A 22,297-nucleotide genomic window follows, 5' to 3' on the forward strand; every position below is an offset into this window, starting at 1 on the left:
CTCCTCGGCTTCGCCTGTGGGGTCTCACCTGTCCCGCTGCTCCCGCAGGAGTCTCGCACCTTACGTTACAATCAACCTGTTTAACAATAGGATAGGTTCACCGAACTATTAAAAAACAACAATCTTTTAGAAAAGAGCCTTTGTAAAAGAGAAAAGAAGTCTGCCAGATTTTTTCAATCTCATCAGCTCTTTGTCTACCTCTGGGAACAAAGTAAACTCCCCTGGATAAACTACATCACTGCCACCGCCGATCGTTCCATCTCTGTCAATAAAGATAGCTTGTATAGTCTCTAGCATACTAGTTCCCCTTCCCCGCAGTCATATTTTTTTTTAGCAGAAAACTTTAATAAACTCGAATTCAAAATCAGGAAGTAGAAATAAAATCAAAAACTTTCACATCGATTTCATCAATGAAACCAATCTCTTCCTTTAGATCCCAAAGCATAATTTGGGAAGTTTCCCCGTTCTCTTAAAAAGGATGTAATTGTTCAATACTTGCCATATATATCGGGTTATATTTGATGCTTCCATTTGACTGGTTTTGTACCTTTAGCAATCCCTTAAACTCTAAATCCGTCACGAGCTGGCCGGTTTCTTCATATTGTTCTCTCGCCGCACAGTCTTTAGGAGTTTCATGGCCTTCTCTGCTTCCGGCAGGTATTTCCCATTGGCCTTTCCTGATGTTATAACAATTAAGAATTTTCCGTTACAAGCAATAATCGCAAATGAACCAGCCAATGGCTGGTATGTAAGAAGGGCAAATTCAGATATATGTAAAAACCCTAGAAATTTAAAACCATTATTCTTAAGGACGTTCAAATGGCAGACCCCCATGTTTCCATCGCATTTTTTAGTGATTTACTTAATCTCCTAATTATTTCGTATTCTTTTTGCATGCAATAAAGGTAGATGTATCACTCTTAATATATTAAATCTTAATAGCCAGTTTAATAGAAACTTGCATGGACTCCCAAAAAATTCCTTCGTCATTTAGAGAAAGTAATTCTTCTTTTAGGTCTTTTTCAAAGTAAGGAGTTTTTTCACCCAGAAATCGCTTGGATCCGTATGAGGTTGAATATAAGTTTCCAATGATATCATCCACAGACCACTTTTTTTCATGCTGCGGCAGGGTTTGGGTTTCTAAAGTAAATCTGGATTCTCTTACAATCTGTTCATGGCTAATTGATGGATGGGTATACACAGCTTCACCAGCTTTTCTTTTGATGCCGTACCAGCGTTTGACCACTTCATTTACTTTTCTCTTCCACGCCGGGGGCTCCAGGTCTGGCGTGGAATAATCAATGATAGCGGCTCCTCCCCCGGTGTGAATCATATCGTATAATATACTCAATGTTTCTTCTCTTTTCATCCAGTGAAATGCCTGTGCTATGGTAACTAACTTAAAAGGGCTGTTATGATATTGATTCCGAAAGGATTGTAAGTCACCCAAAAACCAGTTTAGATTCTCCAGCCTTTGCTCCCTGCATAAACGGACAGCTTCATCTATCATTTCAGGTTCTGTATCAACACCGGTTATTTCCTGAAACCAGTCGGTAAATCTAAGGGAAAGTCTTCCGTTGCCGCAGCCTAGATCGAGCATAACTCCCTGGCCATCCAGCGAAAACCGGTTAATTAGATATCGTATAAGTGAGCCAGGATAGACGGGTCTATATCGAGAATAGTAGAAAGCTGTCCCTTTAAATAAGTCCGGACCATATGATTTCATCTGTATTCCCCCTATTAAACTTTGAACTTATCGGTCTACAACCACCACTTTTCCTGAGGTATGAGGACCGTCTCTATGCCAATTGTATGTTCAAGCCATTCCTTTATCAGTGTCTTCTTTACAAGATATTCTGATGCGGAATGTGAGACGCCGATCAGCGACATAGAGGTCGTTGATGCAAACTCTTTCATAGCGCTGAATTTCTCTCTCCCATACGCGTTGTCAATATGACAGTGTATTTCCCCAGTAATGTACGCGTGTACTCCTTTTTTCTCTGCTGCTTCCATCCAATGGACTTTATCTCCGCAGCCAGCAACTATAGCTATTTTCTGAATATCAGGATGTTTCTGTCCATCAAAATCAACATATGGAATTTCGAATATTTGTTTTAATGAATGGATTAAGCTGTTTGTATCCGTGGGATCAATATGGCAAATTAAAATCAGGGGAGTTTTATTTACATGGATTGGCACAAGCCCATCCACAATCTCAGCATTCAGGATGCGGGCTATGGCAGCACTGGTGCCTAATGATGAATGATAATCCAGAGGAACATGACATGTATAAACGGATAGCTTTTTGTCTTTTATTCCTCTGATCCAATTTTCTTTTATAGGTACGAAACCCTTTCCCCATCTGCCCCTAGGGTCACCACATTCCATTAACAAAGGGTGGTGCATGAACAAAAGATCTCCCTCACTGCTTTTTTCTATAAAGTGTTCAAGAACATGGTCCGTCGGAAAGACTGCCAGAAATATTCGGTGGACAAAAGGAGAACCTTTGATCAACAAACCATTAAAACGCTGGGTGAAAGGAAATTCGAATTGTGATTTCCAATCAAAAAGTACCGAATCATAAGCATCCGGCAAAAACCGGCTAAAGGCAGGATCTTTTCCAAAATTCTCAAGGGCAAACTCCTGGTCCATTATTACAACCAATTCCTCCAACCGCACTACCATTCTCCCCCTTTTGTTTTCTCTATAAGTTTCTTTTCATATATTTAACCACCGGCTATATAGTCATCGAATAATAAACTGCTCTCTTAAACTCCAGCTGCCTGCCGGAGTATATGATTTGAAAAAATAAAAAAAACCGGGAAAAGAATTCCCGTTTAATTTTAAAGGCTGTTTTCGCAAACTTTGTTGTTATTGAACAAGGAGGTAGATTTCCACTACAGGATGCTCGCTTTCCGCGGGGCGGGCGCTGAGCCTCCTCGGCTTCGCCTATGGGGTCTCACCTGATCGAAAAGCGGAGGACGGTGCTTTTCAAGAAAAGATCCATCCCAACTGAATGATGATCTTTTTAATTAAAGGCTAAACGCTTAAAGAAAAGCAGACACCTGACCGGCATAAGACTAGCGGCAGTAAAAGGCCGATTTTGCCTTTTAATGGCGATTGGCTTATGACCGAAGGTGTCAGTCCGGAGCTGGACAATACCCGCTGCTCCCGCAGGAGTCTCGCACCTTACGTTCCAATCGACCTGAATGAACAATAGGGTGACGTAATAAAACATATTAAAAAACAACAATCTTTTAGAAAAGAGCCAATTTTAAAGATGATCTGTTTTCTTTGAGTAGCTATGTTTACCCATTTCCTTATTATGTTCTTCCTGGATGTTTTTTTCACGGTTCCTTGCGTTGTTGTCCTCCGGCAGCTTATTATCATCTTTTGTTGTAGGATTTGATTTGACCATGCAAGCTCCTCCTTTTCGCCAAAATATGATAATAAGGTGTGCCTTTAAGTTGCAATTTATGTATGACTTCGGCATATCTTTAACATTTGCTGAATTCTCAAGCATTGTTGCCTCAAAATGCATGTACTACAGTTTTTAAGAATGGTTCCGGGGAAGCGCCAGGTATTTACGGAATTTTGCTGGAGTTCCTTTGGAAATACCTGTCCCTATAAGCAGCTCATCCCCAATGACACAGCCAAGAAACGCAGCCTCAATCAGGATATCTTTGTTTCAATAATTCCACTGATTGAACAATGAGTGCTTTTATAATGTCTATATCAACATCCGCTAATTTATTGATATACACACATGCCTTTCCTGTGGTATGCTTTCCTAATTTCTGTAACAATTGTTCTCTCTCCTGATCGCCAGGAGCAAAATATAAACTGATTTTGGCCTTGCGGGGAGAAAAGCCAACAAGAGGTGCATCGCCTTCGTGGCCCGATTCATATTTATAATGATACGAACCAAAGCCAATAATGCTCGGTCCCCACATTTTTGCAGTATAGCCCGTAGTTTCAGTAAAGATGTCCAGTAACTTGTATGCATCTTCCCGTTTTTTGGGACTTTCCACCGCTTCAATAAACTCTATCACATTGTTCTCTGTTTCTTTTGTTTTAAGTTCATACATAGTACCCCCTCCTAATTTTACGTTAACTTTCTATAAAAACGTTCCAATAAGTTAAAGTAATACACGCCGGCAGCAACCAGGAATCCTATTCCACTGCATATAAAAACAAATGAAAGGAGTTCCCCGCCGTGTGTAGGGGAATCTAGAATGAATATACTCAGAGAGGATGAGATCACTCCTAAGACTAACAAAAAAATTGAAAATGCTGTTTTAGCTTTTCCCAGAAATTTATATCCTGTAAGAATAGCGAGATAAAAAGCAACGAATAGCATGATCATCGGAAACAATGGTTTATATTTTGCTGCATAAACAAAATAATCCAATTGAGAAATTTCGCTGATTCCCTCCACATGTTCCATGCCTCCCTGGAACAAAGGTGTAAAGAATAGGGTATACTTCCAATCATAAGGGTCATCCAGTAAAGCACTTCCTTCGTACCATGACACCAAACCGCAGAATAGGAGTACACCACATGCTAAACCTGCCTGAATGCTATATCTAAACAATGGTTATCACCTCATATACAAATATAACATTCCAAATATTGGCTGGTAAACATTTTCTCAATATGTTATCCATTTTCTGTATTGTTTAGGTTTAGGGTCTGAAATAGGTCCACTATCTTTCCTGATACTATTTCAGGCCTTACATCCAGGCTCATCAGGCTGCTAATATCTACCCATTCAGGCTGATAGGTCCCCTGCCCGTTTTCATTGAACTCCTCTCCCTCTCCTTCCCCAAATGTACCTCCTGTTATTTCAGCAAGGTAAAAATATTGTGTACCATTATATTCAGCCGTCTCAAATAACTGTCTAATCCGGATTGTTACTCCCAGTTCCTCGTAAGCTTCCCGTTCAGCCGCTGCTTCAGGTGATTCCCCTCTTTCAACTCCCCCTCCTGGAAAGACATAGTATATACATTGATTCCATTCCCTTCTGATCAGAGCTACCTTTTGGTTTTCTATAACGATTGCAGACCCTCTATTTCGCATTTTCTTTTAATCCCCATTTGCTTTTTAACTTGCGCTTACTGTTTAACATACTAGTAAGCTTTTAATTAGTAATTAGACACACCTCCTTTAATTCCTTCTTTAACTTTTTTTCAAATAATGACCTAAGGAACAGGAGCCAAATAAACTTTTCCAAAACAAAATAGGAACATTTGTTCCTGTTTGAGAGTATACTAAACAGTGAGGGGGAATTATTCATGTCACTCAGAGACCGCGGAAAAATAAAATGGCATGGTGCGTTTTTTATGCCTGAACACATAGCGATGTTAAGGGGGGTCACAACGGACTATTACAAACTGGAAAAACCCATTCTGGATGAATATCAAATCCAAGAATTTGAAAGCAAGATTTGCTTAGCGATGGAATTTGCCTTTTTACTCCAAATTACTATATGGGACGACGGTTTTAACAAAGAATATACGGGGCTGGCACACCGTTTGGATGCGATAAACAAGATCATTTATCTAGAGCTTAATACTCCGGAGGCGTGTTTAATGAAAATGCTTTTTGCTGATATCGTCAAAGTTGAAGTCATAGAGAGATAGCTCCGAGACAGGCTAAATGGCAATAGCTGCATTTACGCTAATTGGCTTTTTTTACCTAAGCATGGACATCCTGTATAGAATGCAACCCCAGCCGAAAGCTTTATTTAATTACATGTATTAAACCCACGAAAATAATTCTATCTTTGTACGGCTTTCTTATGGGCGTGAAGGCAGCCTGATGGTGGTCGGCAGCAATACTTATAAAGAATTATGTTCATGTAATAATTGGTTATTCGGTTAAAAGCGTATTTTACTGCCTTCTGCCGTGTTGGAGAAATAAGGGCCACTATTTGTGAAGGACCATTTTGGAGCAGAACTATACATATACTTCTATTTTTAATTAATGTAGCTCTCCCAGCTCTTAGAATCAATTCGTTAAAACTCAGGCTTAACATATCTAAAGGAGCTAGAATGATAAATAATGCTTAAGAAGTACTTTGTGGTATATATACTCTGATCACCGAGCAGGATCCGCTGCTTAATGGCAGCGCGTTAATAAAATAAAACAAAAAAGGCTGCCAAAACTTACCCGGCAGCCGAGGAACTTCCAAGTGGAGAAGTTCCTTTTTTAATTTACCCTGATTTTCCCCACTTTTATAACAAAAGCTGAGGTTATGAATAAGCTTATCATCTAGTAACTATATTTTTCCAGTAATCCGGCTGCTTGTCTTCGCTCTTTTCACAATAAATTGGTCATTTAATAATTTCTTAATGTAACGTTCGAAAGCCATATGAAGGGGCAGGAATTTCCATCCGTACATTCCCGTTTTTCTCATGGTCATGCAGCTCTCACTCCAGGTGCCTTTTGTTCTCTAGCCATTTTCAGCCAGTTCATATACCCATAAACACTGTTAAACAAAAATGCAGTCCACATGACTAACACGGTATAATCGTTTCCACCTGTTTTTAAAGCCGTTCCCCAAAGTACAATAGAAAGCATATTTACGGCAATCCACACCACCCATTGTTCCGCATAGCACTTTAGCATAAGAATTTGAGCCCCGATGGATAATACAACTGCGAACGAATCCACATGAACCTGCTTGCCGCCAATTTTCGTCAGCAGAATAGCATATATGAACGATGCAGCGAGAGTAAGGACAATAAAAGTAATCCATGCTTTCGCATTCATTCGTTTAACCGCGACATCTTCACCTTTAACACTTTCGCTTGTTTGGTTCTTTCTCCATAAGTAAATGCCGATAAATTGGATCGGTAGGTAAAACAGTCCATTCAGCATGGCTTCTCCGTATAGCTGATACGTATAAGAGATGTAAGCATAAGCAGCGGTCTGAATGATGCCAAAGTAGTAATTGCTGATTTTCCCTTTTGCAACCAAGACAACGCATAACATTCCTGAAATGGAGCTGATTAAGCCTAACATCGTATCATCCCAGGTAAAAAATAAATATAAATTTACTGCAGTAAAAACGGCCAGCCATACTTTTTCAAACAGCGTCCAGTCTTTAAACAAATAAATCTCTCCAATTCTATTCATCATAATGCAGCTCATTTTTCGTTTTTCTGTTTACTCTTGAGCCATAGTCCTGGAATGGATGCAATAATCAAAGCACTTATCAAGTAAAGATTTTCATGGGTGTCAATAGTTACCGTATAGCAGAGCAATAAAACAGAAGTCACCCAGCATATAAGAGTCCATAAGTATTTATCCAGTATATACACCTCCTTAGGAATAGCTCGCCGAAGCTCTTCCTCCTAGCTCCACATTTTCCTTATCTCTTCCACTACGACATCTGGTTTATCCCAATGAAGCAGATGGGTTGAATCCTTGACCAGTCTCACTTTTCCCCTGGTTTTTTGTTCAAATAACTCGCTCGTTAAAGATCTAGGCCTGCCAATCCTCTCGAAGATCTGCCCTTAATAGGAGAATGAATGAGGGCAGCAAATGATATATTTCTTCCGTTTCATTTTTATTTATGGCTCTGATAACAGCTCTCGCGGTTTCCCCGCTGGCGTGCCAGATCACTTTACCATCTGCTTCTTTACCAAGATCCCGAACAGCCGTCTCCAGTAATGGAGACCACCTTGATTAAGCTGCCTTCTATGCAGTTAAGAAATCATCCCAGCTGTTAAACACATATTCATTAAAATTCTTCTCATAATAGGCAGCCTCTTTCTCCATTGTTTCTCCCTTCCGCCATTTAGTCTGGTACCCGCCATCAACCAGAATGGCACTCAAGACTTTTTCAGGGAACATACTTAGATAAAATAATGATGTAAAACTTCCCCAGGAGTGAGATAAAAAGTAAAACGTATTGATTTCGAGTTTTTCTGGGATTTGATTCACCCAGGCAGCGAGGTGAGGATATTCATATTCTTCTAGTTCTGCAAAAGGAGAGGTTTTTCCGTGCCCAGGCATAGCTATCGCGATCAGGCAAAAATATTCCTTTAATTTTTCCGCTAATTCAATAAAACTAAATCCAGTACTGCCTAATCCATGAAGACAAAAAATAACCGGCTTCCTTCTAGAACCCCATTCTGTTATATGTACATCCATATTCTCTTCTTTAATAAAATATCTTTTCATATCCATTTACAGCCTCACCTACATAACTATTAATAAAAATCGTTTTTTAGAATCAAAGATCTAATTTTTTTTGACTCTAGTCTCCTAGGGCAAACACATTCTTCTTACGCTTTATAGCTTCTTTACATAAAATAATTAAGCTTTGGGCAAAGTGCCTGATTTCACTTGCCCTGTGGTCAATGCCCCTATATTTCTTTAGGATCCCCTCACATTCTTCTCTTAGCTTGGTAACTTCACTGAATCCTAAAAAAGTTTCTCCATAAAGATCTGAGTTTAAGAGAAGGCTGAAAGTGTCCGTGTATTTTTCAGCGTTAGAGAGATAAAAATACAAGTGTTCATCAAACATAACTTTTTCTTCTGTTTTCGCAGCCTCTTTAAACGTATTTGTTATAACGAATTCTATACCGCACATAATTGCCCTCTTTTTCAACCCACATATTTTTGCAGCCATTAATTAACTATTATACCTAATGGATCCAAAACCGGCTTCATACATTCACTCTTAATTCCTAATAGCGAACCCTAAAAATAAGTTCCTCAAAAGAGCGAAAAAGCTAAATATTGGCTATACTATTAGCGGCACGAAAGGAGAGAAAAATGAAAATAAATTCTTTTACATTTACGCATCCGCCAGTTCTTCATATATTTCCTTCCCTGTATGAAGGCTTAGGTCTCCCTGAGTTATCGGCATATACTGAGCAGCGGTTTTTATTTACTTATAGCTTAGGGAAACTGGAGGGAACCGGAAATGGCAGCATTCGGCTGAAGAAAAAGAATAAGGAGTTCGATATAGTCATCCTGGAAAAACTCCCTGGAGTTGGTCCGATAAAACTGAAAAATGTAAAAGATTTATTAATAAGAGAAGCAAAAGATCTTTTTGTGGCCAATATTCAGGGAGAACCGAATCTGCGTAAGGTCTATCATTCTTATTTCCGCAAATCCATTTGAGTTATGGAATCAAGCTTGCATTTTCGTAAATTTGAATTTCCAAGCCGCTGATACACTAATTCAGGAACTGGCTATGTGACAGGTTCCTTCACATAAAAAGCCGCATGCTTAGAAGAGCATGCAGCCATTTACTTTCAATAATGTAAAAGAGAAAATCATGGCCATAAGCGAAGCTGCATGACCCCGCATTAAAAAAGGCAGTTCTTCCTAAATCTTTGTTAGCTGCTCTTTTTAAGCCTGAACAAAGCCGTCATTAAATCCGGAACTCCAAAAACGGTATCGTCAGCTACGTCTGTCATCCGGCGCATCTCAATCACTTCAAAATCATTAAAGATGGACCTAAGTTGTTCTTCCGTAAAGCCAAGTCCGCCCTTCAGGCTCCATAATCGATATACCTCATAATCTGATATTTCGGCCCCGCCTAACTCTCCGCCCGGAATGAAGCAGGTAAGCCCGAAATACCCGTTTGGTTTTAAAGCTTTTTTTAGTAAATGTAGATAGCTCATTCTTCTATGCGGGGGTATGTGATGAAAGCAGCCTGAATCATAAACGATATCGTAGGTTCCTTCGTCTACTTTCAACTGAAAAATATTCCTATGTATAAAATTTACCGGTATATTTCTGTCTTTAGCTCTTTCCGTTCCCCAATTTATGGCTTCTTCAGATGAATCTACTGCATCGACGAAACAGCCCTTATCTGCCAGGTAAAGTGCATTTCTTCCCGGTCCGCAGCCAAGGTCCAGAACTTTACCCGGATACAAGATCCCTTGTTTGAAGTAATTCACTAAATTTTCATCTGGATAGTTCACAAAAAAGGGAATGGACCTGTCCTTGTCCGAATAGAAGGTGTCCCAGTTAAACCTTGAATTTTCCTTCAATAAATGGTCGAGCATCAGTAATACATCTTCTTCACTAAGAATACTTTCTCCCAAAATAGCAGCCCCTCTTTCCAAAGATTACTATTTCATTCTACTAAATATATCCAGTTTTATAGTTACAGGAATATTAAAAGTACATGAATATAAGGGATGTTTATGTTAGCTTCCCTTCATTAAAAACGCCCTTTAATGACCGCTTAAAGGTCCGAATTTACGAGTATATATCGCTTGAATATCATACCTAATGATCTAATCAGGCAGCTAAAACAGGGATCCAGGGCTTAAAAAGAGATATACTAAAATTCTTTTCGAGATGATTTTTGTTACAATTGTTTCATAATTGTTACAGTAATACTCTGGTATGGAGGGCAGAATTATAGTGAAAGGAAAACGAGAATCCCGCGTTATTGTGTAATTACATTGATCAACTGAGCTTTTCACTGGGTTCAATCTTTAAGGAGTGACTAGTGAAGCTTAAGGGGATTTTTCAAAGTTTAAGAGTGTTTTCGAGTTTTAAGAGGATTTTTCGAGTTTTAAGAGTGTTTTTATGAATTTAAGAGGATTTTCGAGTTTTAAGAGGATTTTTAAAAATTTAAGAGGATTTTTCGAGTTTTAAGAGTGTTTTTATGAATTTAAGAGGATTTTTAAAAATTTTAGAGGATTCTGCTTGTCGCCAAACAAATTGCCACGAAGCAATCAAAGGGCAGAAAGCGGCCAGAGCCGCTTTACTATACCTCTTTATAATACTAATCTAAGTGAATGACTTATTGGTTTCCGGGTGAGCTTCAATTCACCGCCAGAAAATGCCGTGAATGACTATTAGTTTTACTTCGACTGAAAAAGTGGGACCTGTGTTGCCAGTTTCTTAGTAGAACCATTCTTTTTGTGGCTGGATCCTACCCGAGCCTTACACTAACACTGCCGGCTATTTTTGAAGCTATTAATATGATGGCTATTTGTAGGATCAATAACATATAACTTCCGCCTTACTATCCCTCTATGATTTGTACCAGGAGCTAAAAAAATACAAAAAGAGCCTGTCACCAAGGGACATAGTAGTCCCTTGGTGACAGGCTCCTCCAAATACCGCTCATGTTTTCAATTAAGTATTTTATAACATACAATCCACCTTTCAGCGGTAAAAATTATAGAAAATATCAACCAATCATGATCTTTCCTTTTGGATAACCAACAGGCTCTTTTTTTCCTTTTCTTCTCATAGTTAAGGCATAGGCCAGCGTCAAAGGGCCTAATCTTCCAGCAAACATGGTAAAAATGATAACTGTTTTTCCAATGGGAGTTAATTCAGGTGTCAGTCCCATGGATAGACCTACTGTGCCAAATGCGGAAGAGGCTTCAAAAAGGTACATAATGAAGTTATGCTGATCACCTTCCGTTATGGTAAGAATCATAGTGATAGCCATAATTAAGAACATACCCATCACGGCTACGGTTAAAGCCTTTAAAATGGTTTCTAAAACAATCTTGCGGCGGAACAGAACGACATCTTCCCTGCCTCTGATCTGGGTCCAGACCGTGGAAGCAAGGACGGCTAAGGTTGTAATTTTTATTCCACCCGCCGTAGAACCCGGGCCAGCCCCAATATACATTAGGAAGATCAGTAAAAACAGCGTAGACTGCGTTAAATCACCGATTGGCAATGTGTTTGCACCTGCCGTTCTGGCGGTGACCGACTGGAACAGGGAGCCTAATACCTTTCCCGTGGAAGAAAGCGGCTCTATGGTTTTGCTGTTCCCTAATTCAAACACAAAGATTAAGATAGCTGCCCCTAGTGTAAGAATCAGGCTGGAAACCAATACAACTTTTGTGTGCACAGATAGACGGCCGGTATCATGGTATTCGTATATTTCATTCATAACTATGAAGCCTATGCCTCCCAATGTAATAAGGGCACAAACTGTAAGAACTACGGCAGGGTCATCTACAAATGGAGTTAAGCTTCGAAATTCTCCATTCAAATCAAAGCCGGCATTATTGAAATTTGAAATGGAATGAAAGATTCCCCAATAAATTGCTTTACCAATCGGCATTTCAAAGGAAAAACGAATCGAAAGGATGGCAGCCCCTGTCAGTTCAATGATGGCTGAAAAAATCAAAACTCTTTTGACCAGCCGGACAATTCCCTCTAGCGAAATATTATTTAATGCTTCCTGTAAAACCAAACGGTCTTTAAAAGATACCCGCTTACCCAGTATAAAGGCAAAGAAAGTTGCAAAAGTCATGAAACCCAAGCCGCCGATCTGAATCAGGGTTAAGATGACAAGTTCGCCAAATGTCGTAAATGTATCTGAAGTATCTACCACAACCAGACCTGTGACACAGGTCGCCGAAGTTGCAGTAAATAATGCATTTAGTAATGGTAGGCCTTGTCCATCATGTGTGGCAATGGGAAGTGATAGCAGCACGGCACCGGCAATTATTAATGCAGCAAAGCCCAACACTAGAATTTTTGGCGGGTCAAAGTAGTCTTTAATTTTTTTCATGTTAACCCCACTGTGTTATGTCTGTTAACTCTAATACATGTATTTCTTTAGAGCAAGCTTGATGACTATTTATACCCATTCCTAGAAATGAAAATCATATCCTTGGCTGGTTTATGTAGAATTTTTACTGATTTATACTCTTCAAAGTTTATGTTATTAGCATAACACCTGTATGAGAAAGATCATAGAATGCTGACTAATGCAGGTCAGGATTTAAGCAGCTTCCTTTATTCCACAGTTTGTTTTTTTAATTTCATTTTCCCCTTCTTTGACCGCTTTTACCCCATAAGAGCCCCCACTGGTTGAAAGAATATAATCCGGCTTAGGCTTGTCAAGGTTAGCTTTATGGCCAGCAATGTGAGCATCGCTCTTTTCCCATTGTTTCCAATGTTCCTCAGACTCCCAGCGAATAAGGACAATCACCTTTTCGTCTCCGCACCGGACTTTTTTAACCAACACTGTTAAATCAATAAATCCTTTTTGTTCTTCCACCAGTCCAGCTTTACCGAACCGGTTAACCACCTGTTCTGAAGTTCCTTGCGTAACTGTAAAATTCCGTACCTGTACAAACATTAATCCCCATTCCTATTCAAAATGAATTAAACACATTATAATTGATAATGATTATCAAATGCCAGGAATTTGTTTAATAAACGTTAATAGAAATAGAATCTTTCTATAAAAATGAGTACATATAAAAGTAGAGCATGATATTTTATACGAGAATAGCTGCCTGTGGGTTTAGAAAACCGTCTGTGGGTTGACTTGTGAAGTTTTAGTGTGTTTTTTTACAATTTTTACTTCTTCAAGAGCAAACAGTCTTACTTAGGGGAAAACTTACAAGACCACACCTTCGCCCTTTTTGCAGGATACAATAAACTTCGTATGTTGCTCAGTCTTTGTATGCAGGAAATGCCGCCCTTAGTTCCTTAAAAAGAATCATATCCATATGTAAGTCCAAAATACAGATATTCTTTTCCTTTTTGGAAAAACTCTACATTCTGAACCGAATTAGCTTTTAATAGGCGCCATGAATTACTTTATTCATTATCTTAGAGACTGTTCATCTCCCATTTTTGATATAAAAGTAAGCACCCATGGGTTATCTTCATTCTTTTCATAGGTGGTTAAGTAGGAAGTTCTCTCTTCGATTAAATTCCAAATCATGGGCTCTTCAACCATAATTTTAATTTCCACCCTGCTATACGTGGAATTAGGATCAATCACCTGGATCCAAGCTTCTTTGAAATCTTTCGAATGAGCTTTTTTAAGAACTTTGATTTCTGAGGTTGTTGATGTAGTCATGCCATTACTGAATAGAACGAAATACAGAGCTGCTGTTAATAATATGAATAACAAATATAGTTTTTTCACGGTCATAAATTATCCCCCTGATTCCCTTTATATTCAGGAAGGTACCGGAATGCCTTTGTACTTGTTTAGTAATAAAGTCGCGTTCTGTGATGAAGTAATAACGAAAGTCTAAAACCATAAAAATTAGCTACGGGCAGCGGTAGGTTACATAATCATTACAAACCTTAAGTAAATAATTCAAAAATTTTATCATTTCCTCAAACCTGACCCGTTCAGATATCTCCCTCTGTACCGGCCGTCCCAACCGTGCAGCGAGTGCATCCTTTATAATTCCATGCCACTCCATTGGGACATGCTTTAACGCATATTCTCCTGCACCCAGCTTTGAGATGATATCATGCTCCCTTATTGTAAAAAATTGTCTAAGCATCCCCAGCACACACCATTCCAGTTCCTCATTTCTTTCCTCCGCTGAAAGTGATAGAAAATGATCCATGGTGTTCTCAATAGCTATAATACGCTGTGCCCAGTATGTATTCATGTTTACGATTACAAATGAAACGAGCTGCCCGGAATCCAGATTTATGTTAAAACCGGAACGTTCTTGGCCCCTAATCCGAATTCCTTTTGTCTTTAGAAGCCACCATGTAACGGGATTGAATCGAGTGGAATACCCTAACTTGCCGCCATTAAAAAAGGGGGATGTTTCTCGATTTGCAGGCTTAAGCTTACCGATTTCGTCCCATGTACAATAAAAACCATCCATCTCGGGCTTAGGAAATTTGATGGCTAATGTATGATGTATCTCTTCTGCCAGCTGCAATTCTTTTACTGTTAAATGATGTGCCGTTACTGCAGCAAAGTCTATATCACTTGCACGATCATAAGCTTCCAGTGATAAGGATCCATGTAGATAAAGGCCCTCAAGAACGCCAGGCAAATGAGTATCCCACAAAAGAATATATTCGTTTAAAATGTTCTCTACCTCACTCGGTATCTTTGTCAAGAAAGCCCCTCCCCTTTTCTCTTTCCATACCATTAATAATTATGGCTTCTGCTATATTATCCTTCAATTGCTATTAATTAATTGAAAGCTTTGTCAGCTTTATCCGTTATTGCAGCCCATCCGCGGGCGATCCCTAAGCCTTCTCTTGCCTTTTGGACTACTGTATTCTATCGCTCCTCTCCTACATGATCTTCGCACCTCAGCTAATATCAGGATATATATAAACTTGGCCAGAAAAGAAAAAAAGCCGCATAGGCAGCTTTTCAAGTTCACTACTATTCATTTATGTTACGGGGTATATCGAGCTCATCACATAAAGAAATATCTTTAATCTGCCAGCCGTCAGCTACATTGTACCTTGTCAAAATGATATTGAATTTTTTATTCTGCTTTCCATATTTCTTGGAATAAAAAGCTGCCTGAACCGGCACCTCTGCAAGGAAATATCCTGCATCTTTTTTATTTTGTGCTGGTTCAAGGAGACTCATATACGATACATGTTTGATCTGTTCCTTAAAACATGCGGATGTACCGCCATGCGGGATGATTGTTTTTAAGAGGTATGAGTCCCTCATATTAATCGCTTTTGTTAATAGCTCTATCATTTGATCAGGTTCGAGTGTATAAAGGTAGGCTTTTTCCTTTCCAGCTGCTTTCATGATCATCAGTTTATGAATAGGATCTTCATTTTTCAGCCGATGTGTAGTGCTGCCATAAAAATGAACACAAAAATGCCCTGGGAATTTATTTTGCAGTGCTCCAGCACCATGAGGCATACCATGCATGGACGCTGCTATCATTTGATCATTTACAAGCACAATAACCGCTCGGCGCTTCCAGCTCCAATTTCCGCCATAGATGTTTTTCATGATTTTTGTGTCTTTGACCGTTAAAGGCTGTACATCGGCATGCTGATTGCCAGCACGTCTCTGAACCTTAAAATGCAGACCGGTTTCCACATCAATGAGTGTGAACTTAGTTTTCTTTGGTATGAGCTGAGTTGCTTCCTCCCAGGGAAGCAGCTCCAATTTAAAGCTGATCGGTGTATTCTCATCTTCCCATCCCGCAGCAAGTATGTTATGGGTTGTAAAAACAAACGTACAAATGACTATGATTTGGCTGATAATTATCCGATACATCTTTTGGCTCCCTTTATTTTTACTTATTTTTGTAAAACCTCCCGATTTACATGCCGTTAAAATAATGGAAATGGAAGACCCGAAACTAATTGTGGGAATCAGTGAGAGCTAGTACAATTTTTTTAGCGAAATTAAATACAGGAAAAAATCATAGCTTGGGGCCGTGAAAAAGGAGAATATTGCTTCAATGTGGGTGCCTCGTTCGATGAAACCATTAAAGATACAGGGTATTACCGAAAATATATCTGGCAGGAGATTAAGCGTGAAGCAGTGATTCAAAATATGTCTGCCAAAATTCTTTTTGAATTGAATTCGATCATAAATCCCATCTTGGACAGCGGAATTTTTTATTTAAGCCTTTCGTATGTAAGTATTTACCAGAGAGGCATGCACGACGCTAACAACGCTTTAATTGAATGATCTGTACCCGTTATTCCCTTATTTAATAGTGTTGGAGTGCTGCCGCTGATTGGCAATCTTGATACAGACAGAGCCCAGCTTTTATTGAAACAAACTTTAAAACAAGCAGAAAGATTAAAAATGCAATCCCTTATCATGGATCTTTCCGGCGTACAAATCGTCGACACCATTGTCGTACACCAGATTTTTCAAGTAATTGAAGCCTTGAAGCTAATTGGAGTAAATACGCTCCTGACAGGAATTCGGCCAGAAATTGCCCAGAACATGATTACAATTGGAATGGAAATAAAGGGACTTAAGACAAAGTCCACTTTAGAGCAGGCTCTTACTTATATCAAATTATCTCATCACTGAAAAACAAAATAGAAACCTTTATAACCATCGTTCAGTTCGATGGTTTTTATTATATCTTGTTTTCTAATCTCCACTCGTCTTTAAGGAACAAGCTATAGCAAGGAATATTTCCGATTATACATGGTATGAAGGACTAGGGACAAAGATAAAATAGACGGTGAATAAATCATTTTTCTTATTTAAAGGCTCTTTTCTAAAAGATTGTTGTTTTTTAATAAGTTTTGTTGCATCACCTATTGTTAAATCAGGTTGATTGGAGCGTAAGGTGCGAGACTCCTGGCGGGACAGGTGAGACCCCGCAGGCGAAGACGAGGAGGCCCACCGCCCGCCCCGCGGAAAGCGAGCATCCTGGAGCGGAAATCAACCTCTTGTACAATAGCAACAAAGTTTGGGAAAACAGCCTATTTAAAAAACCTTAGGGGAATGAATAGATTGAGAAAAGAAAAAAACAAAACCATTCATTTACTTTTAATTGTGTTCGCGGCCACCTTTTTAATATGGTCGCTTATTAAGCCGGTTGGAGGTTATGGACTGTGGGCTGCGGAAGCGGCTCCGGCTGTAGCGGGAATAAGTATCGTTTTGGCTGCATACAAAAAATTCCGGCTTACAACTCTTGCCTATTTTATCATTACATTTCTTTCAATTTTGACCTTTATTGGCAGACATTACACCTATAGCAGGGTGCCCCTTTTTAGTTGGATACAGGATATTTTCGAACTGAACCGCAATCATTATGACCGCTTCGGACATCTGATGAAGGGGATGTTAGTCATTGTTATAAGGGAGATTGTTTTGAGGAGAACTCAAGTACCCAGAGGTTCCTGGTTAATTTTTATCGTAATTAGTATTTCACTTGCCATCTCTGCCCTTTATGAAATTATTGAATGGCTATTTTTTCTTATTACGAGAGGCGGAAAGGAGTCAAAGAACTTCCTTGGTACTCAAGGAAGCATGTGGGACGCTCAATGGGATATGTCATTAACCCTGATTGGCACAATTCTGGCTTTACTATTCCTATCTAAGCTTCATAACAGGCTGATGAAAAAAGATTGATCACATAAAAAGCTTGGGTTTCCTGGCCACCCCAAGCTTTATTGTAAAGGTTTAGTTTACTCCTCCTTTCCTGACTTCCACTCGACTACCGCTGATTTCCATTTCATCAACTGTTTCCAGTTGCGGTGTTTATATCGTTTTGCCTTACCTCTAGTTACAGTTTCATTCCGAATTCCATTTTAGCTAACTGGTCCGCCATATGGTCCCATGTTAAACCGGAGGCTCCCTGTCTTCGACTCCCAATAAGCTTTCTTTAATTGGCACACTTCCAGATTTGTATTTTGAGTAAATAACTATTTTACTAATACTTTATTTCTCCAAAACTCTTCTGCTTCACTGAGGCGGTGTAAAACTTCAGAGGCGATCTCTTCACACGTGCATGACTCATCGTATCGAAACCATTTCCCATCCTGCAGTCTAATCCGTTCATCCGGATGCAGATCGTGAGCAGTAACTTTTTCAGGGGGTACGTATTCACCCCATGCATGTGTGTGCCCTTTTAGCGGACAGCTCGCTGCTTCTATCACAAAACCTCCGCCGCATCGATCAAATTGGAAGGACAATAAATGAATCTCCCTGCTTAAAATTCTTCTGAAATGTGGAAAAGATCCTTGAAAACCCTTTGCCTTAAGCACAGGGACAACTCTCTCTTCTAACGCAAATAACATGCTCTCTTTTCCAGCCGCCATCAACAACACCTCGTTTATTCAGATTTTTTTACATATTCTCATATCTATGAGAATTAGCTGCTCTATAAGAGGAATTTGTTTGCTTTCGTAGAAATATAAAAAGTAAAGAATGATCTGAGGGGTGCAATATGTTTGAAACAAAAAGCCTTTACCGCGTAGAAATGAAGGAAGATGTTGTTTATTTTAATGAAAAAACGGTTTGGGACTGGATGCTGTCCAGCCGGTTTCGCAATCCTTTGGAATTTATTAAAGTAAACGGTGTTATTAGGTATAAACCAAGAGAAGGAGTGATCAAAAAAGGGATTCGTGGTGAAGTGATCACTAAATGGGGATTAAAGTGGTTTTCCCCTGACGAAAAATAAAAGAATATCGAACTAATCACGCCCAGTGAAAATCCATTAATACTGATCCCCTATAAGAAAATCGAAACCTCTTATAAGATCATACAGTAGAACCTCAATCCATTTTATGAGTTGTATGATTTGATTATTACTCCTCACTCATGCCTTGACTTCCTGATGTTTGAAAAAATATGACTGGTGGAAAAAAACAAATAGTGAATAACCTTACCAGGGCATACTTTCAAAATAAGAGAAAAGAGGTTTTTGAATGATACCTATTCAATCAAGCATTGATGGAAAAAAAGTTGCGCTTGGAACGTTAAAAAACACCCTTGAACCTTTGGGCTTTCATGTGGGTGACAATTGGGAATATGACCATGCACATCTGGATTACAAAATTGACGATGAACATGGGGATCAGCAATATTTGCGTATTCCCTTCCAGTCATTAGGCGACTCTCTTGAAGAAGACCGCACAATGGTTCAGATTGGAACACCTTTTCTTCTGGACCATCTATTTGAAACAGAAGTAGATGAAGAAGGAAATATCGGGGCTGTAGCTGCTTCAGTGGACCAATTTAAATCCCCTGCCGATAAAGACGCACCTTTTCCTGACCGCTACAAAGAATTTGGTCAACGAATCATAGAACAAGTGGAAGCTGCCTTAATAGGACAGGATATCGTATAGAAACAAAGCCATCCCGGGATGGCTTTGTTTCATTTTGAGCGGTTTTCCCTGATCGTCCGATTAAAGGGATGATTTCGTTCCTTCAGCCTCACGTATCAACTTACAAAGATATCCTACAATATACTCTCTGTTGGTTGTCTCTATTAAATCTTTATTCTCCACAAGATCGCCGATTCCTCTAAAAATTACTTCCCAGGTCCAATGCTCCTCAATTTCTTTATATGGATGCTTGATCACCTTTCCCCCTTCCTTCCTTTTCTCTTAATCGCCGGTCACTAGAAGCTGAATATGCTAAATGGCGAAAGTGGAGTATGGGATCATCCGTGCACTCAATACCCTGAGGCAGGATGGTTGGATCAAAAACTAAATCGTCTGGGCAGTTTTCCATTTTACCAGTGATCGATAAATGACCAATCGTAATCTGCTGCCTGTCTCCGGGCCATTCAATGGTGGGATCATCGACCGGATCGTCTTCATTTCCCAACTGGATATTTAAGGTGAAACCTGCTGGTCCTGACTCCAGCCTCTCATCTAATTCTTCATCCAGGAAATTGTGAAGCAGCTTAATTGCATCCTTTTTCGTATATGTACTCATTCCTTCGTCCGGATTCCAGATATATTTGACCGCCTGCCGCCTGCCGCTGCTATTTATAAAATAAAAAGCATGAATAGAAAAGTATTGAGCCATTGCATAACTCGCCGGTAAACGCACCTCTTTCATTAAATCAATAAAAGCCGTGCTTTCAGGAACCTGTTTAGCAATTTTAAGAAAAGATGTAAGATCCGGAACTCCTTTTTTTGCTGAAGCCGCTAACTCTAATACCTCTGTAAAAGTTTCGGGTGTCCGGGCGAAAAACACGGGAATGTTTGTACACACTAAATTAGTTATCTGATCATTAGGCAATATAAACTGAACAGCCATTCCTTTCGGAGGAGTTAACCCATCACTATGGTTGGGATTACTGGAGCTGTTAGAAAAACGAACAATCACTGGAACTGCCTCTTCCTGTAAATGCGGAGCGTCTGTCAGTGCTGCTGCTTTTCCGTTTGGTGTAAACACACCCTGATAGCAATTACCTCTCGCATGTGCCCGCCTGTAACCGGGAAACTTCCCTGCCACTGCTTCTATATAATCTAGAGACTGCTCTTCAAGAGGAGATTCGGCTGCTTTATCAAATTTCAAGGTGTTGTCTCCCTTCATTTAATATCAGGTTGCTTATTTAGCTTTTATCTGTTCCCTCGTACATGGATTGTTAATCCTGAAATTTATAAGAAAGGCAGTTTTTTATATAGGCTATGGGATAGGACACGGTTAACTTTGACAATATGGGTGAACTTCGAAAAAGAATATGGTTGAACTAAAAAAACCATATTGGTTTAAGTGGGATCCTGTAAGACCTGTTTGGACCGCCCAGCCAAAAAGCCAGTGGCTATTGCTGAAATTATAATAGCTTAATAAACTAACCTATTTTCGTTAAACTATTTCAAGTAAGATACTGATGCATATACTCTGCGCCAATGTAATCGTTAAATCACCTTTCCAATGGGTCTTGCCAAAAGGGCTCCGTTTCCCGCCTAACAAACTAAACAGTCTAGCAGTCATGAAACTGCATCCCCAAATACATATAAACGATAGAAGAAAAAACAAAAAAGCCACCCCGCAATAATTTGTGAAGTACGATACATACTCGAGAATAGCATTGCATAATGCTTGCAGCAAAACCCAGTATTTAAATATCAATCATGGAAGCGTTAGCCCTAGTAAATAATCAGAAGGGCTGACTTATAAGTATAAGACTTTATTTAAAGCATAAAGACTAGTTGTAGATGAAGACGAGATTGTAAGCATAAACACTAAAACATAAGCATAACCCATATAGTTTAAGCATTGATTTTTGTTACATAAGCATAACGGACGAATACTCAAGCATAAACCTTGATAACATAAGCATAAACTACATAAACTCAAGCATAAAAGCTGAAAATATAAGCATAAGGTAAAAATATTCTGCACTGATAGTTCAAAACTTTATGAAAAACTTAAAAATCATCCACCTTTTAGTAGTCGAGACAATAAATTGTACCTTGAGTGTTAAATAGTATTTAAAAATCGTCCATTTTATAAAAAAAGTCGGCAAATTGAGCAGTTTCAGCATCCAAGCTTTCCGGGGCTACGATTGTTTTGCTAAAGAGCATCAGCCAACCTCGCCTTATAAATTCAATAACTAGTTATTCCATAAATTAACTTAAATTTATTGTGCGTCTTTTTAATCTTCATAAAGTCATCTCTTGTATCTAGTATAAAAAACAGTACGGCCAATCCACATTCTAAAATAAGCCGAGTGATATGTAACGGGCCCTTTAATTCCTTTCTCCTCGTATTCCGTCCCGCCCGGTAACTCAGTTTCAGTTCTGCATAACCAGGTATTTCCTATTCCAAACTCAATATATTTCATAATATATCTCCCATTCATGAAAGTGACAATGTTCAAAAAAAAGAGCAGAACCAATCAACTGGGGTCTGCCCTGCCTCGTTCCTATCCAAGTCTTGTCAGCTTCAGCCGGGGTGAAAATAATCATTCTTAGCATTTTGCAGAGTGTTTTCCGTGTAAATCTTCTGAGCATTCGAAGCATTTTTGATTCCTTCATCTAAATCCAATGGACTATCTCTTTTTTTATGAATATAAGATGCGGCCCCGGTTAAAATGATGCACCCGCACACCATACCTATGACAACGATTCCCAATGTCATAAGAACCTCTCCTTGCTTTTC

29 protein-coding genes and 2 pseudogenes are annotated in these 22,297 nt (G+C 39.2%); 7 read left to right on the plus strand and 24 right to left on the minus strand.

Annotated features, from left to right (window positions below; translation table 11 throughout):
• Positions 1-126: 126 nt before the first annotated feature.
• From CUU66_RS24285 to CUU66_RS16020, 9 genes are all read right to left on the minus strand, one after another.
• A complete protein-coding gene (locus CUU66_RS24285) occupies positions 127-297 on the minus strand; it encodes a hypothetical protein (RefSeq protein WP_180955326.1) in 171 nt (56 codons plus the stop codon).
• A 172-nt stretch (positions 298-469) separates the two neighbouring features.
• Positions 470-661: an NUDIX domain-containing protein gene (locus CUU66_RS24925; RefSeq protein WP_257968028.1), complete on the minus strand. Its 192-nt coding sequence runs from the start codon at positions 659-661 to the stop codon at positions 470-472.
• Complete coding sequence (locus tag CUU66_RS24930; RefSeq protein WP_257968020.1) at positions 577-819, minus strand: hypothetical protein; 243 nt, start codon at positions 817-819, stop codon at positions 577-579. Before CUU66_RS24930 ends, CUU66_RS24925 begins: the two co-directional genes overlap by 85 nt.
• Positions 820-928: 109 nt before the next feature.
• Complete coding sequence (locus CUU66_RS15995) at positions 929-1,726, minus strand: class I SAM-dependent methyltransferase (protein ID WP_101643941.1); 798 nt, start codon at positions 1,724-1,726, stop codon at positions 929-931.
• A gap of 35 nt (positions 1,727-1,761) precedes the next feature.
• Complete coding sequence (locus CUU66_RS16000; protein WP_101643943.1) at positions 1,762-2,685, minus strand: Nif3-like dinuclear metal center hexameric protein; 924 nt, start codon at positions 2,683-2,685, stop codon at positions 1,762-1,764.
• 589 nt (positions 2,686-3,274) lie between these two features.
• The gene (locus CUU66_RS16005) at positions 3,275-3,418 is read right to left on the minus strand and encodes a DUF3941 domain-containing protein (RefSeq protein WP_101643945.1); all 144 of its coding nucleotides are present in this window, start codon (positions 3,416-3,418) and stop codon (positions 3,275-3,277) included.
• Positions 3,419-3,668: 250 nt separating this feature from the next.
• Positions 3,669-4,088, minus strand: a complete 420-nt coding sequence (locus CUU66_RS16010; RefSeq protein WP_101643947.1) for a DUF1801 domain-containing protein — start codon at positions 4,086-4,088, stop codon at positions 3,669-3,671.
• A gap of 17 nt (positions 4,089-4,105) precedes the next feature.
• Positions 4,106-4,594: a DUF4306 domain-containing protein gene (locus CUU66_RS16015; RefSeq protein ID WP_101643949.1), complete on the minus strand. Its 489-nt coding sequence runs from the start codon at positions 4,592-4,594 to the stop codon at positions 4,106-4,108.
• Positions 4,595-4,659: 65 nt separating this feature from the next.
• Positions 4,660-5,079 carry an NUDIX domain-containing protein gene (locus CUU66_RS16020; RefSeq protein ID WP_101643951.1) on the minus strand — a complete coding sequence of 140 codons (420 nt, stop codon included), beginning with the start codon at positions 5,077-5,079 and terminating at the stop codon, positions 4,660-4,662.
• A gap of 215 nt (positions 5,080-5,294) precedes the next feature.
• Between CUU66_RS16020 and CUU66_RS16025 the strand changes: the two genes are divergently transcribed.
• Positions 5,295-5,642 (plus strand): YolD-like family protein, encoded by a 348-nt coding sequence (locus CUU66_RS16025; RefSeq protein WP_101643953.1) that lies wholly within the window; start codon positions 5,295-5,297, stop codon positions 5,640-5,642.
• Between the two features lie 638 nt (positions 5,643-6,280).
• Here the strand turns inward: CUU66_RS16025 and CUU66_RS24290 are convergent.
• The 4 genes and pseudogenes from CUU66_RS24290 to CUU66_RS16040 all read right to left on the minus strand — a co-directional run bounded on the left by CUU66_RS24290 (position 6,281) and on the right by CUU66_RS16040 (position 8,641).
• Positions 6,281-6,424, minus strand: coding sequence for a hypothetical protein (locus CUU66_RS24290; RefSeq protein ID WP_180955314.1), 144 nt, complete (start codon positions 6,422-6,424; stop codon positions 6,281-6,283).
• Positions 6,421-7,143, minus strand: a complete 723-nt coding sequence (gene pnuC / locus CUU66_RS16030; RefSeq protein ID WP_257968021.1) for a nicotinamide riboside transporter PnuC — start codon at positions 7,141-7,143, stop codon at positions 6,421-6,423. Before pnuC ends, CUU66_RS24290 begins: the two co-directional genes overlap by 4 nt.
• 215 nt (positions 7,144-7,358) lie before the next feature.
• Positions 7,359-8,190, minus strand: a pseudogene (locus CUU66_RS16035) (alpha/beta hydrolase).
• 76 nt (positions 8,191-8,266) lie between these two features.
• Positions 8,267-8,641: a hypothetical protein gene (locus CUU66_RS16040; protein WP_142383736.1), complete on the minus strand. Its 375-nt coding sequence runs from the start codon at positions 8,639-8,641 to the stop codon at positions 8,267-8,269.
• A gap of 146 nt (positions 8,642-8,787) precedes the next feature.
• On the opposite strand from CUU66_RS16040, the gene CUU66_RS16045 reads away from it, so the two are divergent.
• On the plus strand, positions 8,788-9,138 hold the full coding sequence (locus tag CUU66_RS16045; protein WP_101643957.1) for a hypothetical protein: 351 nt from the start codon (positions 8,788-8,790) through the stop codon (positions 9,136-9,138).
• A gap of 218 nt (positions 9,139-9,356) precedes the next feature.
• On the opposite strand, the gene CUU66_RS16050 is transcribed toward CUU66_RS16045, so the two are convergent.
• The 6 genes from CUU66_RS16050 to CUU66_RS16075 form a co-directional block, all read right to left on the minus strand.
• Positions 9,357-10,070 carry a class I SAM-dependent methyltransferase gene (locus tag CUU66_RS16050; RefSeq protein ID WP_101643959.1) on the minus strand — a complete coding sequence of 238 codons (714 nt, stop codon included), beginning with the start codon at positions 10,068-10,070 and terminating at the stop codon, positions 9,357-9,359.
• Positions 10,071-11,173: 1,103 nt separating this feature from the next.
• The gene (locus CUU66_RS16055) at positions 11,174-12,520 is read right to left on the minus strand and encodes a TrkH family potassium uptake protein (protein WP_101643961.1); all 1,347 of its coding nucleotides are present in this window, start codon (positions 12,518-12,520) and stop codon (positions 11,174-11,176) included.
• Positions 12,521-12,733: 213 nt separating this feature from the next.
• The gene (locus CUU66_RS16060; RefSeq protein ID WP_101643962.1) at positions 12,734-13,093 is read right to left on the minus strand and encodes an antibiotic biosynthesis monooxygenase family protein; all 360 of its coding nucleotides are present in this window, start codon (positions 13,091-13,093) and stop codon (positions 12,734-12,736) included.
• A gap of 474 nt (positions 13,094-13,567) precedes the next feature.
• Positions 13,568-13,900, minus strand: coding sequence for a hypothetical protein (locus CUU66_RS16065; protein ID WP_101643965.1), 333 nt, complete (start codon positions 13,898-13,900; stop codon positions 13,568-13,570).
• 121 nt (positions 13,901-14,021) lie between these two features.
• The gene (locus CUU66_RS16070; RefSeq protein WP_180955315.1) at positions 14,022-14,840 is read right to left on the minus strand and encodes an aminoglycoside adenylyltransferase domain-containing protein; all 819 of its coding nucleotides are present in this window, start codon (positions 14,838-14,840) and stop codon (positions 14,022-14,024) included.
• A 275-nt stretch (positions 14,841-15,115) separates the two neighbouring features.
• The gene (locus CUU66_RS16075; protein ID WP_101643970.1) at positions 15,116-15,979 is read right to left on the minus strand and encodes a hypothetical protein; all 864 of its coding nucleotides are present in this window, start codon (positions 15,977-15,979) and stop codon (positions 15,116-15,118) included.
• A gap of 189 nt (positions 15,980-16,168) precedes the next feature.
• Here CUU66_RS16075 and CUU66_RS16080 point away from each other — a divergent pair, with 189 nt between their 5' ends.
• The 3 genes from CUU66_RS16080 to CUU66_RS16090 all read left to right on the plus strand — a co-directional run bounded on the left by CUU66_RS16080 (position 16,169) and on the right by CUU66_RS16090 (position 17,806).
• A complete protein-coding gene (locus CUU66_RS16080; protein WP_101643973.1) occupies positions 16,169-16,399 on the plus strand; it encodes a hypothetical protein in 231 nt (76 codons plus the stop codon).
• Positions 16,400-16,435: 36 nt separating this feature from the next.
• Positions 16,436-16,753: an STAS domain-containing protein gene (locus tag CUU66_RS16085; protein WP_180955316.1), complete on the plus strand. Its 318-nt coding sequence runs from the start codon at positions 16,436-16,438 to the stop codon at positions 16,751-16,753.
• A 423-nt stretch (positions 16,754-17,176) separates the two neighbouring features.
• On the plus strand, positions 17,177-17,806 hold the full coding sequence (locus CUU66_RS16090) for a DUF2238 domain-containing protein (RefSeq protein WP_101643978.1): 630 nt from the start codon (positions 17,177-17,179) through the stop codon (positions 17,804-17,806).
• Positions 17,807-18,099: 293 nt separating this feature from the next.
• On the opposite strand, the gene CUU66_RS16095 is transcribed toward CUU66_RS16090, so the two are convergent.
• The gene (locus CUU66_RS16095) at positions 18,100-18,495 is read right to left on the minus strand and encodes a DUF4304 domain-containing protein (protein WP_101643980.1); all 396 of its coding nucleotides are present in this window, start codon (positions 18,493-18,495) and stop codon (positions 18,100-18,102) included.
• A 128-nt stretch (positions 18,496-18,623) separates the two neighbouring features.
• Here CUU66_RS16095 and CUU66_RS24295 point away from each other — a divergent pair, with 128 nt between their 5' ends.
• Together CUU66_RS24295 and CUU66_RS16100 are read left to right on the plus strand one after the other, a co-directional pair.
• Positions 18,624-18,857 carry a hypothetical protein gene (locus CUU66_RS24295; protein ID WP_180955327.1) on the plus strand — a complete coding sequence of 78 codons (234 nt, stop codon included), beginning with the start codon at positions 18,624-18,626 and terminating at the stop codon, positions 18,855-18,857.
• Between the two features lie 247 nt (positions 18,858-19,104).
• Entirely contained in the window at positions 19,105-19,524 is a 420-nt protein-coding gene (locus tag CUU66_RS16100) for a YugN family protein (RefSeq protein WP_101643982.1), read from the plus strand.
• 60 nt (positions 19,525-19,584) lie between these two features.
• Here the strand turns inward: CUU66_RS16100 and CUU66_RS24300 are convergent, their stop codons facing one another.
• From CUU66_RS24300 to CUU66_RS16115, 4 genes and pseudogenes are all read right to left on the minus strand, one after another.
• Positions 19,585-19,761, minus strand: a complete 177-nt coding sequence (locus CUU66_RS24300; protein ID WP_180955317.1) for a hypothetical protein — start codon at positions 19,759-19,761, stop codon at positions 19,585-19,587.
• Positions 19,742-20,707: a catalase family peroxidase gene (locus CUU66_RS16105; RefSeq protein WP_257968022.1), complete on the minus strand. Its 966-nt coding sequence runs from the start codon at positions 20,705-20,707 to the stop codon at positions 19,742-19,744. Before CUU66_RS16105 ends, CUU66_RS24300 begins: the two co-directional genes overlap by 20 nt.
• 1,035 nt (positions 20,708-21,742) lie before the next feature.
• Positions 21,743-21,980: pseudogene (locus tag CUU66_RS16110) on the minus strand (DUF3977 family protein).
• A 101-nt stretch (positions 21,981-22,081) separates the two neighbouring features.
• Entirely contained in the window at positions 22,082-22,276 is a 195-nt protein-coding gene (locus CUU66_RS16115; protein ID WP_101643986.1) for a hypothetical protein, read from the minus strand.
• Positions 22,277-22,297: the final 21 nt, after the last annotated feature.

It is taken from the genome of Peribacillus deserti, assembly GCF_002863585.1.
GTDB lineage: Bacteria > Bacillota > Bacilli > Bacillales > DSM-1321 > Paraperibacillus > Paraperibacillus deserti_A.

Coding starts and splice junctions, on each gene's coding strand:
- CUU66_RS16075 (WP_101643970.1), bottom strand. CDS start 15,979: ATGTATCGGATAATTATCAGCCAAATCATAGTCATTTGTACGTTTGTT.
- CUU66_RS16025 (WP_101643953.1), top strand. CDS start 5,295: ATGTCACTCAGAGACCGCGGAAAAATAAAATGGCATGGTGCGTTTTTT.
- CUU66_RS16060 (WP_101643962.1), bottom strand. CDS start 13,093: ATGTTTGTACAGGTACGGAATTTTACAGTTACGCAAGGAACTTCAGAA.
- pnuC (WP_257968021.1), bottom strand. CDS start 7,143: ATGATGAATAGAATTGGAGAGATTTATTTGTTTAAAGACTGGACGCTG.
- CUU66_RS24285 (WP_180955326.1), bottom strand. CDS start 297: ATGCTAGAGACTATACAAGCTATCTTTATTGACAGAGATGGAACGATC.
- CUU66_RS16010 (WP_101643947.1), bottom strand. CDS start 4,088: ATGTATGAACTTAAAACAAAAGAAACAGAGAACAATGTGATAGAGTTT.
- CUU66_RS16000 (WP_101643943.1), bottom strand. CDS start 2,685: ATGGTAGTGCGGTTGGAGGAATTGGTTGTAATAATGGACCAGGAGTTT.
- CUU66_RS16090 (WP_101643978.1), top strand. CDS start 17,177: ATGAATAGATTGAGAAAAGAAAAAAACAAAACCATTCATTTACTTTTA.
- CUU66_RS16040 (WP_142383736.1), bottom strand. CDS start 8,641: ATGGCTGCAAAAATATGTGGGTTGAAAAAGAGGGCAATTATGTGCGGT.
- CUU66_RS24290 (WP_180955314.1), bottom strand. CDS start 6,424: ATGACCATGAGAAAAACGGGAATGTACGGATGGAAATTCCTGCCCCTT.
- CUU66_RS16005 (WP_101643945.1), bottom strand. CDS start 3,418: ATGGTCAAATCAAATCCTACAACAAAAGATGATAATAAGCTGCCGGAG.
- CUU66_RS15995 (WP_101643941.1), bottom strand. CDS start 1,726: ATGAAATCATATGGTCCGGACTTATTTAAAGGGACAGCTTTCTACTAT.
- CUU66_RS24295 (WP_180955327.1), top strand. CDS start 18,624: ATGTTTGAAACAAAAAGCCTTTACCGCGTAGAAATGAAGGAAGATGTT.
- CUU66_RS16055 (WP_101643961.1), bottom strand. CDS start 12,520: ATGAAAAAAATTAAAGACTACTTTGACCCGCCAAAAATTCTAGTGTTG.
- CUU66_RS16020 (WP_101643951.1), bottom strand. CDS start 5,079: ATGCGAAATAGAGGGTCTGCAATCGTTATAGAAAACCAAAAGGTAGCT.
- CUU66_RS16115 (WP_101643986.1), bottom strand. CDS start 22,276: ATGACATTGGGAATCGTTGTCATAGGTATGGTGTGCGGGTGCATCATT.
- CUU66_RS16100 (WP_101643982.1), top strand. CDS start 19,105: ATGATACCTATTCAATCAAGCATTGATGGAAAAAAAGTTGCGCTTGGA.
- CUU66_RS16065 (WP_101643965.1), bottom strand. CDS start 13,900: ATGACCGTGAAAAAACTATATTTGTTATTCATATTATTAACAGCAGCT.
- CUU66_RS16045 (WP_101643957.1), top strand. CDS start 8,788: ATGAAAATAAATTCTTTTACATTTACGCATCCGCCAGTTCTTCATATA.
- CUU66_RS16095 (WP_101643980.1), bottom strand. CDS start 18,495: ATGGCGGCTGGAAAAGAGAGCATGTTATTTGCGTTAGAAGAGAGAGTT.